The sequence below is a fragment of the Streptomyces sp. NPDC033966 genome, assembly GCF_055575955.1.
In genome coordinates this window covers 146,768-158,631 of record NZ_JBVIRQ010000016.1, presented here as the reverse complement: position 1 = coordinate 158,631, position 11,864 = coordinate 146,768, and the positions used below count along the sequence as shown (strand labels likewise).

10 protein-coding genes and 1 pseudogene are annotated in these 11,864 nt (G+C 74.0%); 5 read left to right on the top strand and 6 right to left on the bottom strand.

Annotated features, from left to right (window positions below; genetic code table 11):
* A pseudogene (locus ACZ518_RS33355) lies at window positions 1-168 on the top strand (2-oxoacid:ferredoxin oxidoreductase subunit beta); the annotation flags it as partial.
* A gap of 74 nt (window positions 169-242) precedes the next feature.
* Here ACZ518_RS33355 and ACZ518_RS33350 read toward each other — a convergent pair.
* From ACZ518_RS33350 to ACZ518_RS33335, 4 genes are all read right to left on the bottom strand, one after another.
* Entirely contained in the window at window positions 243-1,253 is a 1,011-nt protein-coding gene (locus ACZ518_RS33350; protein WP_469116772.1) for a glutathione S-transferase family protein, read from the bottom strand.
* A gap of 226 nt (window positions 1,254-1,479) precedes the next feature.
* A complete protein-coding gene (locus tag ACZ518_RS33345; RefSeq protein WP_469116771.1) occupies window positions 1,480-1,704 on the bottom strand; it encodes a DUF5988 family protein in 225 nt (74 codons plus the stop codon).
* Between the two features lie 107 nt (window positions 1,705-1,811).
* The gene (locus tag ACZ518_RS33340) at window positions 1,812-2,018 is read right to left on the bottom strand and encodes an acyl-CoA carboxylase epsilon subunit (protein WP_469116770.1); all 207 of its coding nucleotides are present in this window, start codon (window positions 2,016-2,018) and stop codon (window positions 1,812-1,814) included.
* Complete coding sequence (locus ACZ518_RS33335; RefSeq protein WP_469116769.1) at window positions 2,015-3,592, bottom strand: acyl-CoA carboxylase subunit beta; 1,578 nt, start codon at window positions 3,590-3,592, stop codon at window positions 2,015-2,017. Before ACZ518_RS33335 ends, ACZ518_RS33340 begins: the two co-directional genes overlap by 4 nt.
* Before the next feature lie 251 nt (window positions 3,593-3,843).
* On the opposite strand from ACZ518_RS33335, the gene ccrA reads away from it, so the two are divergent.
* On the top strand, window positions 3,844-5,226 hold the full coding sequence (gene ccrA, locus ACZ518_RS33330; RefSeq protein ID WP_469116768.1) for a crotonyl-CoA carboxylase/reductase: 1,383 nt from the start codon (window positions 3,844-3,846) through the stop codon (window positions 5,224-5,226).
* Window positions 5,223-6,242 (top strand): AIR synthase-related protein, encoded by a 1,020-nt coding sequence (locus ACZ518_RS33325; protein WP_469116767.1) that lies wholly within the window; start codon window positions 5,223-5,225, stop codon window positions 6,240-6,242. The genes ccrA and ACZ518_RS33325 overlap by 4 nt, the downstream gene beginning before the upstream one ends.
* Here the strand turns inward: ACZ518_RS33325 and ACZ518_RS33320 are convergent.
* Window positions 6,205-7,629 (bottom strand): MFS transporter, encoded by a 1,425-nt coding sequence (locus tag ACZ518_RS33320; protein ID WP_469116766.1) that lies wholly within the window; start codon window positions 7,627-7,629, stop codon window positions 6,205-6,207. The genes ACZ518_RS33325 and ACZ518_RS33320 overlap by 38 nt on opposite strands.
* A 243-nt stretch (window positions 7,630-7,872) precedes the next feature.
* Here ACZ518_RS33320 and ACZ518_RS33315 point away from each other — a divergent pair, with 243 nt between their 5' ends.
* Window positions 7,873-10,194: a helix-turn-helix transcriptional regulator gene (locus ACZ518_RS33315; RefSeq protein ID WP_469116765.1), complete on the top strand. Its 2,322-nt coding sequence runs from the start codon at window positions 7,873-7,875 to the stop codon at window positions 10,192-10,194.
* A 198-nt stretch (window positions 10,195-10,392) separates the two neighbouring features.
* On the opposite strand, the gene ACZ518_RS33310 is transcribed toward ACZ518_RS33315, so the two are convergent.
* Window positions 10,393-10,599, bottom strand: coding sequence for a hypothetical protein (locus tag ACZ518_RS33310; RefSeq protein WP_469116764.1), 207 nt, complete (start codon window positions 10,597-10,599; stop codon window positions 10,393-10,395).
* A gap of 215 nt (window positions 10,600-10,814) precedes the next feature.
* Between ACZ518_RS33310 and ACZ518_RS33305 the strand changes: the two genes are divergently transcribed.
* Window positions 10,815-11,816 (top strand): helix-turn-helix transcriptional regulator, encoded by a 1,002-nt coding sequence (locus ACZ518_RS33305; RefSeq protein ID WP_469116763.1) that lies wholly within the window; start codon window positions 10,815-10,817, stop codon window positions 11,814-11,816.
* Window positions 11,817-11,864 lie beyond the last annotated feature (48 nt).

Genomic DNA, 11,864 nt, shown 5'->3' with positions numbered 1-11,864 from the left:
CCCGACACCCTCCACCGGACACCCATCGGCGTCTTCCGAAGCGTGCGGCGGCCCGTCTACGACACCCTCATGGCCGACCAGCTCGACGCGGCCGTGGAGCAACACGGCAAGGCGGACCTCGGGGCCCTCCTCACGGGGTCCGACGCATACGTTCTCGGACGGGACTGACCACCCCGCGGACGGCACGGAGGGGGCGGCCGCGGGGCCGCCCCCTCCGTACGGCGCCGTGCCGGGCCGCGGCCTCAGGTGCGCGACGGCGCGCCCAGCGGCGGGACGGCCTCGGCGGGGGCGGGCGGTCCCGGCGGGGTGCCGTCCCCGAACGGGCGCCCGCCCAGCGCCTCCCGGCCGTGCGGTTCGAGCCAGCCCGACGGGTCGGGGCCGGCGGGAACGATCCCGGACGGGTTGATGTGGCTGTGCACGACGTAGAAGTGCTGCTTGATGTGGTCGAAGTCGACCGTGTCCCCGAAGCCCGGCGTCTGGAACAGGTCCCGGGCGTACGCCCACAGCACCGGCATGTCCGAGAGCCGCTGCCGGTTGCACTTGAAGTGGCCGTGGTAGACGGCGTCGAAGCGCACCAGCGAGGTGAACAGCCGGATGTCCGCCTCGGTGATCGTGTCGCCGACGAGGTAGCGGGACGACTCCAGCCGCTCCGAGAACCGGTCGAGGCGGTCGAAGAGCGCCCGGTACGCCTCCTCGTACGCTTCCTGGGACTTGGCGAACCCGGCGCGGTAGACGCCGTTGTTCACGTCCGTGTAGATGTCCTCGTTGACCGCGTCGATCTCCGCCCGCAGCGCGGCCGGGTACAGCTCCGGCGCCCCCTCGCGGTGGTACGCCGTCCACTCCAGCGACATGTCCAGGGTGATCTGCGCGTAGTCGTTGGTGACCACCTCGCCGCTCGGCACGTCCACGATCGCGGGCACGGTGATGCCCCGGTCGTAGCCGGGGTCGCGGGCGAAGTAGGCCTCCTGGAGCCGCTCTATCCCGAGTACCGGGTCGCGGCCGTCCGGGTCGAGGTCGAAGGTCCAGCTGCGCTTGTCGTGCGTCGGCCCGGCGACGGCCAGCGGCAGGGCCTTCTCCAGCCCGAGGAGCCGTCGGACGATCGTCGCGCGGTGCGCCCAGGGGCAGGCGCGGCTGACCACGAGACGGTAGCGGCCGGGCTCCACGGGGAAGCCGTCGCGTCCGTCGGCGGTGATCCGGGTGGTGATGTACCGGCTGTCCCGCGTGTACCCCTTGTCGGGGCGTACGTTGCTCATTCCCGGGGCCTACCCAGGAACCGCGGCGGCGAGCGGTCGCTCCACCGGCGCTCCGGCGTTCCTCGTGCCGCGCGAGGGCCCCGCCACAGCCACGGAGACCGACCCCCGCCGCGCACGGGGCACCGGTGAAGTACGGCACCGGAGGCGACGAGAGCCGCCCCGGCGGCCTGCGCGCCCGGACGGCTCTCGTGCGTCTTCCCGTGTCTTCCCGCGTGACGGCTTCCGGCTACTCGGCGATGTAGGTGTGGCCGCTGTAGGCGTACACGAGGAGTTCGAGCTCGAGCTCCGTGTCCACCACGGTGCCCCCGGTGGGCTCGAAGTGTTCGTACCGGTTCCCGTTGAGGACCTTCACCTTCGCGGTGGTGTCCTCCACGTAGCGGATGCGGTCCAGCTCTTCGACACTGGACGAGGGTCCGCCGCTGAGTATGACGTTCGGGCTCTGCACTGTCATGGTCGTCGTCTCCTTCGGCCGGGTGCGGAGGCAGCAGACTCACTGCCTGCCCGCACAGGATCGGGGATACCGCTAAAGCCGGTCTAAAAGCGGAGGAACCGTATGCCCTACGACGCCCACGCGCCCGGGGTGCGGAAGTCCCCGTCCGCTGCGGGCCAATGGGCGCGCAGCGGCCGCGGATCGGGCGGGGCGATCTCGGCGCCCACCATCCGGGCCGTGAGCAGCAGGGCGATGGCCGCGACCTCCTCCAGCGTCGGGGACCCGCCGACCACGTGGAAGGCCGCCTGCTGGAGCTGCGCCTCGGCGGGGCTCACAGGGGGAGGTTCCCGTGCTTGCGGCTGGGACGCGGCACGTGTTTGCCGCGCAGCATCTCCAGCGCGTCGATGAGCCGGGACCTGGTCTCGGCGGGGTCGATGACGTCGTCCACAAGGCCTCGTTCCGCGGCGTAGTAGGGGTGCATGAGTTCGGTTTGGTATTCCTTGATCTTCATCTGGCGCACCGTGTCGGGATCGTCGGAGGCGGCGATCTCGCGGCGGAAGATGACGTTCGCGGCACCCTCGGCGCCCATCACGGCGATCTCGTTGGACGGCCAGGCCAGCGCGATGTCCGCGCCGATGGAGCGGGAGTCCATGACGATGTACGCGCCGCCGTAGGCCTTGCGCAGGATCAGCGAGATCCGCGGCACGGTGGCGTTGCAGTACGCGTACAGCAGCTTGGCCCCGTGCCGGATCACCCCGCCGTGCTCCTGGCCCACGCCCGGCAGGAAGCCCGGTACGTCGACCAGCGTCACCAGCGGGATGCTGAAGGCGTCGCAGAACTGCACGAAGCGCGCGGCCTTCTCGCTCGCCTGGATGTCGAGGACGCCCGCCATGCACGAGGGCTGGTTGGCGACGATGCCGACGGTCCGGCCGCCGAGCCGGGCCAGGGTGCAGACGACGTTCTGCGCCCATGCGGCGTGGACCTCGAAGTGTTCCCCGTGGTCGACGACCTCCTCGATCAGCTCGCGGATGTCGTACGACTGGTTGGGGCGCGCCGGCACCAGGTCGGCCAGGCGCTCGCAGCGCCGGCCGGGCGGGTCCTCGGTGTCGCCGGCCGGCGGCAGCTCGCGGTTGTTGGCGGGCAGCAGCGACAGCAGGTAGCGCACGTCCTCCAGCGCGCTCTCCTCGTCGTCGTACGCGAAGTGCGCGACGCCGGAGGTCCCCGCATGGCTGTCGGCCCCGCCGAGGGTCTCACTGGTGACGGCCTCGCCGGTGACCGCCTGGACCACGTCGGGTCCCGTGATGAACATCTGCGAGGTCCCGCGGACCATGAAGACGAAGTCGGTCAGCGCCGGGGAGTACGCGGCCCCGCCGGCGCACGGGCCCATGACCACGGAGATCTGCGGGATCACCCCGGAGCTGCGCACGTTGCGGGTGAAGATGCCGCCGTAGCCGGCGAGCGCGGTGACGCCCTCCTGGATGCGGGCGCCGGCGCCGTCGCACAGGCCCACCAGGGGAGCCCCGGTGGTCTCGGCGAGGTCCATCAGCTTGTGGATCTTCTGCGCGTGGGCCTCGCCCAGTGCGCCGCCGAAGATCCGGAAGTCGTGGGCGTACGCGAAGGCGGTCCGGCCGTGGACCAGTCCCCACCCCGTGATCACGCCGTCGGTGTGCGGCTTCTTGTACTCCAGGCCGAAGCCGGTGGCACGGTGCCGGCGCAGCCCTTCGATCTCGGTGAACGTCCCCTCATCGAAGAGGAGTTCGAGGCGTTCGCGGGCGGTCAGCTTCCCCTTGGAGTGCTGGGCCTCGGTCGCCTTGTCGCTCGGACCCCGTACCACCTCCTCCCGCAGGACGGCGAGCTCCGCCGTGCGCTCCCGCAGTGACGAGTACCGGATCTCCTCCTGGGTGCTCATGAGAGGGCCCCTTTCGACGCAGACGCGCCGGTCCGGCCGGTGCGCGGCGACGAGCGTCCGGCGGCGGGCTAAAGCCGGGCTTGCACGCGGCCGCCCGGACACCGCCGCCCGGACACCGCCGGCCGCTCCGCCCGGAGCCCGGGGCACCCCTACCTCGCCCGTGCGGACCCCACTGCATGCGCCGCGACCGGGACTTCGGGGGCCGGGATGCGTATCAGTGGAACGTCACGTCCGAACCGCCGGAGGCCTCTGTGAAGGAAATCCTCGACGCGATCGCCGCGTCGACCGCATCTGGCAGCGGCTCCCCCGCTGTCACCGCCGCCGACTTCGCGGCCCTGCCGCTGCCCGAGTCGTACCGCGCGGTGACCGTGCACAAGTCGGAGACGGACATGTTCGCGGGCATCGCGACCCGCGACCGCGACTCCCGCAAGTCCCTGCACGTCGAGCAGGTACCGCTGCCCGAACTCGGGCCCGGCGAGGCCCTGGTGGCCGTCATGGCCTCCTCGGTCAACTACAACACCGTCTGGAGCTCGATCTTCGAGCCGCTGCCGACCTTCGGCTTCCTGGAGCGCTACGGCAGGATGTCCCCGCTCGCCGCGCGCCACGACCTGCCGTACCACATCCTCGGCTCCGACCTGGCGGGCGTCGTGCTGCGCACCGGCCCCGGCGTCAACCGCTGGCACCCCGGTGACGAGGTCGTCGCGCACTGTCTGTCGGTGGAGCTGGAATCGGCCGACGGGCACAACGACACGATGCTCGACCCCGAGCAGCGGATCTGGGGCTTCGAGACCAACTTCGGCGGCCTGGCGGAGATCGCGCTCGTCAAGTCCAACCAGCTGATGCCCAAGGCGCGCCACCTCACCTGGGAGGAGGCCGCCTCCCCCGGCCTGGTCAACTCCACCGCCTACCGCCAGCTGGTCTCCCGCAACGGCGCCGGCATGAAGCAGGGCGACAACGTCCTGATCTGGGGCGCCAGCGGCGGCCTCGGCTCCTACGCCACCCAGCTGGCCCTGGCCGGCGGCGCCAACCCGATCTGCGTCGTCTCCAGCCCCGAGAAGGCCGGCATCTGCCGGGCCATGGGCGCCGAGGCCGTCATCGACCGCAACGCCGAGGGCTACAGGTTCTGGAAGGACGAGCGCACCCAGGACCCGCGCGAGTGGAAGCGCTTCGGCAAGCGGATCCGCGAGCTGACCGGCGGCGAGGACGTGGACATCGTCTTCGAGCACCCGGGCCGCGAGACCTTCGGCGCCTCCGTCTACGTCACCCGCAAGGGCGGCACCGTCGTCACCTGCGCCTCCACCTCCGGCTACATGCACGAGTACGACAACCGCTACCTGTGGATGTCCCTCAAGAGGATCGTCGGCTCGCACTTCGCGAACTACCGCGAGGCGTGGGAGGCCAACCGCCTCATCGCCAAGGGCAAGATCCACCCGACCCTCTCCAAGGTCTACCCGCTGGAGGAGACCGGCCAGGCCTCCTACGACGTGCACCGCAACCTCCACCAGGGCAAGGTCGGCGTCCTCGCCCTCGCCCCCGAGGAGGGCCTCGGCGTCCGCGACCACGAGCTGCGCGCCCGCCACCTCGACGCCATCAACCGCTTCCGCGACGGCCGTACGCTGCCGGAAACAGGATGACGGGTACGAGAGCCGCCGGGGCCGCCCTCCCCGGCGGCCAGGTGGCCCTCGCCCACGACGACGAGCTCCCCCCGGGCGGTGAGCTGCGCGCCCTGCTGGAGGACGTCCTCGCGGAGGTGCGCGGCACCTGCCCGCCCCTGGGCCAGCACCCGCCCGCCGTGGTGAGCGGCGCCCACGTGGTCGACCCGCCGTTCTACGGCAGCGGCGACATCGGGCGGATCGCCGTGTGCGCCACCGTCAACGAACTCGCCGCCGCCGGCGCCCGGCCCCTCGCCCTGACCCTGTCGGCGGTCGTCGAGGCGGGCCTGCCGCTGGAGCGACTGCACCGGCTGGCCCGCTCCGTGCGCGACGCGGCCCGCGAGGCCGACGTGGTGATCGCCGGCCTGGACGTCCGGGTCGTCCGGGCCGGCGAGGCGGACCAGGTCTACCTGCACACCACCGGGATCGGCGCCTTCCACGGCGCCCCGCTGCGCACCCGCGACGCCCGCCCCGGCGACCGCGTCCTGCTCAGCGCCCCGCTCGGCGGACACGGAGCCCACATCCTGTCGGTGCGCCGGGGCCTCGGCTTCGAGAGCCTGGTCCCCAGCGGCTGTGCGCCGCTGGCCGGACTGCTGGAGCGGGCCCGCACGGCCGGGTCCGGCGACGGGATCCGGGCCGTACGGACCGTGGCGCGCGGCGGCCTCGCCGCCGCGCTGCACGCGTACGCCCGCGAACTGGGCCACACCCTGCGCGTCGAGGAAAGCGCGCTGCCCGTGCAGTACGAGGCCCGGATGGCCCTGGAGGCCATGGCCGTCGACCCGCTGCACGCCTCCAGCGAGAGCTGCCTGTGCCTGCTCGTCGCGCCGGACGCCGCGGCCGGTGTCCTGGCCGCGCTGCGCAGCCACCCGTACGGGCGCTTCGCGGCCGAGATCGGCACGGTCGTCGAGGACGGCGCCGCCCCGGTCGAGCTGGTGCGCGACCAGGGCCGCGCGGTGCCCGTCACGCCCGAACCGGCGGCCTTCCCCCGGCTGGCGTGAACCCCGCCGGGGCCGCCGGAGCCGGAGCCGCGGCGGCAGCCGCCGCCCTCGCCGGACCGGCGGGGTGGTCCGGACGGGCCGCGGGCCGGAAGCCGCGCAGCAGCAGCAGTCCGCCCGCCGCGGCCAGCGCCGGGAGCAGCCCCATCCCCGCCAGGACCCCCCACGCGGCACCGGCGCCCTGGCCGGTGGCGTGCCCGGTGTCGGAGGAGACGTAGCCGGACGACTGGAGCACCAGCCCCATCAGGAACGGCCCGACGGCCATGCCCAGCGCCTCCCCGGCGCTGAACAGCCCCGACATCGCACCGGCCCGGCTGTGCCCGGTGCGGACGGCGTCACCGGCCGCGCACTCGGCGAGCATCGCGTACAGGAACAGCAACTGCCCCGCGTGCCCGGTCCCGACGACGAGGAGCGCCACCGGGGCCCAGAACAGCGGCAGCACGGGCGCGGCCGGCAGCAGCAGGGCGCCCCCGGCGAACAGGGCGCAGGACAGACCGAGCACCCGCCGGTGACCGTGCCGGGCGGCCACGCGGGACCACAGGGCCGTGGTGAACAGGTTCGGCAGGACGAACGCGGCGACCAGCACCCCGGTCATCCCGGGCCGCTCCAGGACGTGTTCGGCGTAGTAGGGGCAGCCGGCGAGCAGCACCCCGGTGCCGGCGACGAGGACGGTGGCCCCGCGCAGCAGCGCGGCGAAGTGGGCGTTGCCGCGCAGCACGGCGAACCACGCGCGGGGTCCGGCGGTGCGCGGCTCCCCCGCCTTCCCCGCCTCCCGCGGCGCGCCGGACGCGGTGGCCCGGGAGGTCCCGAAGAACACGCCGAGCGTTCCGACGGCGACCACGAGGGCGCCGAACAGCCCGGCCCAGCGGTGCCCGGACAGGCCCCCGCCGCCCGCCTCGACGACGGCGGGCGCGGCCGCTCCGGCGACCAGGGCGGCGACGGCGATGCCGGCCACCCGGCCCCCCACCAGCCGCACCCGGTCCCGCGCGCTCGTGGCGATCTCGGCGGGCAGGGCGGCGTACGCCACCTGGAAGAACGCGAACGCGGTCGCGGTGAGCAGGAAGCCCGCGGCGGCCCACAGCGCACCCGCCGGCCCCCGCGCGGCCCCCGCGAACATCAGGGCGAAGGCGGCGGCCACACCGAGGCCCCCGCCCAGGACGTGGCCGCGCCGCGGGCCCCACCGGCCGTGGGTCCGGTCGCTGATCCGCCCCGCGTACGGGGTGAGCAGCACGTCCCAGACCTTGGGCACCAGGACGACGGCCCCCGCCATGGCGGCGCCGACGCCGAGGGTGTCGGTGAGGTAGGGCAGCAGGAGCAGACCGGGCAGCGTGTTGAAGGCTCCGGTGACCAGGGAGCCGGAGGCGTAACCGAGACGTGTACGGGCGGACATGCCCCGATCGTCGCCGTGCCGGGCCGGCCCCACCAGTCGGTGCTTCTCCCCTTTTCCGCAGGTCGCGGCGGTCCCCGGGCGGCCGCCCCGGACGGCCCGTCAGGGAACATCCCGACACCCGGGCCCGGGACCCGGGTCGCCCTCCGCAGTAACTGACATGCAGGTAGTGACGGTACGGCGGGTCTGTGCGCGGGGACGCGGGTCGGCGAGGCTGCCGGAGGGGGGAACGCGTACACGAGGGGGATGCCCGTGCTTCACCAGCAGGAGCCGTTGGCGGCGGCCCGGACGCGGGACCTCGCGGTCCTCCACCGCGAGCTGCGGCTGGCCGGCGAGGGTTCCCGGTTCGTCCGGCTGACCGGCGAGCCGTGGAGCGGCAAGAGCCGGCTGCTGCGGCAACTGGCCGCCACCGCGCACAAGGAGGGGTGGACGGTGGCGTCCGGGCGGGTGCCCAGGGCGGGCCGGACCCGGCCCTTCGAGGTGGTGGCCGACGCCCTGGACGACCATCTGGCCCGCGCCGACGGCACCCTGTTCGAGCGGCTCGGCGAGGCGCGCACCCGCGCGCTCGCGCCCGTCCTGCCCGCCCTCGCCACCCTGCCCGGAGCCGGGGAACGGCCCGACCCCGGTGCGGCGGTCCGTGCCCTGCGCGTCCTGCTGGGGCTGCTGGGGGAGCGCGGGACGCTGCTGGTCCTGGACGACGTGCACCGGGCCGGTCCCGAGGTCCTCGACCTGCTCGACCACCTCGTCCGGCACCCCCCGCGGGGTGCCGTGCTGACCGTCTTCGCGCACCGCTCCGTGCCGGGCGGCCGCCACCTGGCGGCCGTGCCGTACGACGCGCCCGGGGTCCGCCACCTCGCCCTGGGTCCGCTGCCCCCGGCCGACGCCCGCGCCCTGCTGCCGCCCGGGACGCCGCCGCTCGCCGCCGAGCTGGTGCTCCGCGACGCGGCGGGCGTGCCGGGGCTGCTGCACGCCCTCGCCCGGGGCGCCGCGCCCGGTCCGTCCTTCCACGCGACGGCCGAACTGGCCACGGGCGTACCGCCGGTGCTCGCGTCCGACTCGATCGACCTGCACACGCTGTCGTCCCTCGGCTGGCGCTGCGCGTGCGCCGCCGCCCTGCTCGGCGACCCGTTCAGCGCCGCCGCGCTCGCCCACACCGCGGGCGTGCCGGTGGAGCACGCGCTGGCCGGGCTGGACGAGCTGCACGGCGAGGGGCTGGTCCGGCCCGAGGGCGCGGCCGGTACGCGGTTCCGCTTCGTCCGCCCGGCGGTCCGGGCGCTGGTCCACCACGCCTCGGGGGCCGGCTGGCGCAGTGCGGCGCTGGGGCGCGCCCTGGAGGCGCTGAGGGCCGAGGCCGGCACGGCGGCCGGTCCGCAGGACGCCCCGCAGGACACGCCGCAGGACGCCCCGCAGGGCGGTGACGCCGGGGCCGCCGGGGCCCGCAGGACGCTGGCCGCGCACCTCGAACACGCCGCCGGGATCGGCCTGGAGGACATCCGCGCCCTGGCGCTGAGCGCCCGCGACGGCCTGTACACCCGGCCCGCCCGCTCCGCCGCGGCCCTGCGCCGGGTGATGGCCACCGGTCCGGTACCGGTGGAGGTCCGCCTCCTGCTCAACAAGGCGCTGGTGCTGTCGGGCCGTCTGGAGGAGGCGGTACGCGGCTACGAGGAGACCGGACCCCGCTCGCACGAGGACCGGCTGCCCGGCGGCCGGACCGACACGGCGGTGTGGCAGGCCCGCGCCCTGCGCTGGAGCGGCCGCCACGCACAGGCCCGGTCCGTGCTCGACGGGGACGGCGGCCTGCCCCCGGCGGGCCCCGCCGCCGACGCGGAACGGGCGGCGCTGGCCCTGGAGCCGGAGGCGGGGGCGGACCCGCAGGAGGCCCGCGCCGCGGCCGAGCAGGCCGTGCGGACGGCCCCGGCGGACGACCCCGGGGCGCGGGCGCACGCGTACGCCCTGCTCGCCGCCGCCTGCGCGGCGGCCGGTGACGGTGAGTCGGCCAGGGCGGCGGCGGACGGGGCGCAGGCCCTGCTGGCGCGGACCGGGGAGCCGGAGCGGGCCGCGCACCTGGAGGCGCTGCGCTGGCTGGGAGCGGCCGAGACCGGGCTGGGCGAGCCCGAGCGGGCGGGCCGGCTCGTCGAGCGGGGCCTGGCGGCGGCACTGGAGCACGGGCAGGCGCATCTGGCGGGGCTGCTGGCCCTGGGGCTGGCGGAGGCCGCGCTGGCCGTCGGCGACACCGAGGGGGCACGGGCGCGCATCCGGCTGGCGGCCGCGCTCGCGGAACAGACCGCCGTGCCCGCTCTCGCCGCCGCGGCGCTCGGGGCGGAGCGCCGCACCGGGGCGCACGCGGGCGGATCCCCCGACGCCAGCCGGCTGTCCCTGCTCAGTGAGCGGGAGCGCATCGTCACCGGGCTGGTGGGAGAAGGCCGTACGAACCAACAGATTGCGGCCCGACTGGACATCAGCGTGAAGACGGTGGAGACGTATATGAGCCGGATCTTCAAGAAGCTCGGGATGAATTCCCGGACACAGGTCGCACACGTCGTCGGGTTGAGCGCCAATATCCGCTGACTACTGCCGGGTGCAAGTGCCATGGGCGGTATGTTTTGCTCATATCCCTGGCGCCCATTCATGCCGAAGCCCCGCTGATTTCGGAAAAACTTTTCCGAAATCAGCGGGGCGAACGGTCCGGCTCTACCGGCGGGGGATCCGGGAGCCCGTGCCCCGGATCATGCCCCCGCGCGCTTGTGGCCTGCTAAAGGCCGGTCCTCACGGGCAGGTGAGCTCCCAGCGGTCGTCCAGCGGGCAGTTGACGACCGTCTCGCTCACGCGCAGGTCGGCGAGGTCCTTCGGCGCGGTCACCGTGATCTTGGTTACGGGCTGGGACGCCTGGGCAACATTGGTCCAGGCCATTCCCCACAGGCCGAACGCGAGAACGGCGGCGGTTGTGGCTTTTCGGATGGAAGTGCTGTTCATGTCTAACCCCCGTGTCGACAACTTTTGTTTGCAGGGACATCCTGACCAGCGGACACGGCGGGCTCCAAGCCGAAAGGGCATGCGTAAAGTTGCCTGGCAGCAAGTCCTGTCAGCACATGGGGGTGTCAAACGGGATGTCGGGGAGTTCCCTACACGGGTCCGAGTTCGGGGAGTTGGACGACGCGAGTGCGTCCGCCTATCAGCACGCCGTCCTGTTGGGACGTTTCGTCCGTACGGAGATCGCGTCCGCCCTGCGCATGACGGAGCAGGAGGCCGGGCGAGTGGAGGAGGCGCTCACCACGCTCCGCCTGCTCCGCCCGATGCCCGGCCGCCCGGACGAGCTGGTCCCGGTGAGCCCGGACGCGGCGGCAGCGGACCTGGTCGGCCCCGCGGAGGCCGAGATCCGCGAGATGCAGCAAGCGGTGAGCAGCGTGAAGACGCAGATGCTGGGACTGCTGCCCGCCTACTTCGAGACCCGCCGCAGGCGCAATCAGGCGGAGGCCTTCGACGTCATCAGTGACGTGGGAGTGCTCCAGTCGATGCTGGACGAATGGGGTACGCGCTGCCGCATCGAGCTGCTGACCTCCCAGCCGGGGGGCTCCCGCCGGCCCGGCGCCATGGAGACGGCCCTGCCCCTGACCCTCGACCGGCTGCACCGCGGCGTGCACGTCCGGCACCTGTACCAGCACACCGTCCGCAGCGACCTGGCGACGACCGACTACGTGCGCGCGGTCACGGCCGAAGGCGCCGACGTGCGCACCACGGACGAACTGGTCGACCGGATGCTCATCTACGACCGCGAGGTGGCCTTCCTCCCCGAGCAGCACGTGGAGGGCCGCTCCCCGGGCGCGATCGTGGTCCGCGAGCCGACGCTCGTCGCCTTCCTGTGCAAGGTCTACGACCACATGTGGGCGGGGGCCGCGCCTTTCACCCCCGGGGAGGAGGACACCGCCGACATCGCCGACGACCTCAAGCGGTCGATCATCCGGCTCATGGCGCAGGGCCACAAGGACGAGATGGTGGCCCGCCGGCTCGGCATGTCGGTGCGCACCTGCCGCCGCCACATCGCCCGGATCATGGAGGAGATGGAGTCCACCAGCAGGTTCCAGACGGGCGTCAACGTCGCGCTCTACGGGCTCCTCGGCGCCGACTTCGCCCCCTCGGGCTCGGCCGCCGGGGAGGCCGCCGGGGACTCCGCAGGGGTGGGTACTAGCTGACGGACAGCAACCTGCCAGGTTCCACGGCTGGTTCCCCCCGCCGGACCC

Bases quoted from the DNA above. Each gene is read 5' to 3' on its own strand.
- ACZ518_RS33350 (WP_469116772.1), bottom strand. From the start codon at position 1,253: ATGAGCAACGTACGCCCCGACAAGGGGTACACGCGGGACAGCCGGTAC.
- ACZ518_RS33345 (WP_469116771.1), bottom strand. From the start codon at position 1,704: ATGACAGTGCAGAGCCCGAACGTCATACTCAGCGGCGGACCCTCGTCC.
- ACZ518_RS33335 (WP_469116769.1), bottom strand. From the start codon at position 3,592: ATGAGCACCCAGGAGGAGATCCGGTACTCGTCACTGCGGGAGCGCACG.
- ACZ518_RS33325 (WP_469116767.1), top strand. From the start codon at position 5,223: ATGACGGGTACGAGAGCCGCCGGGGCCGCCCTCCCCGGCGGCCAGGTG.
- ACZ518_RS33320 (WP_469116766.1), bottom strand. From the start codon at position 7,629: ATGTCCGCCCGTACACGTCTCGGTTACGCCTCCGGCTCCCTGGTCACC.
- ACZ518_RS33315 (WP_469116765.1), top strand. From the start codon at position 7,873: ATGCCCGTGCTTCACCAGCAGGAGCCGTTGGCGGCGGCCCGGACGCGG.
- ACZ518_RS33310 (WP_469116764.1), bottom strand. From the start codon at position 10,599: ATGAACAGCACTTCCATCCGAAAAGCCACAACCGCCGCCGTTCTCGCG.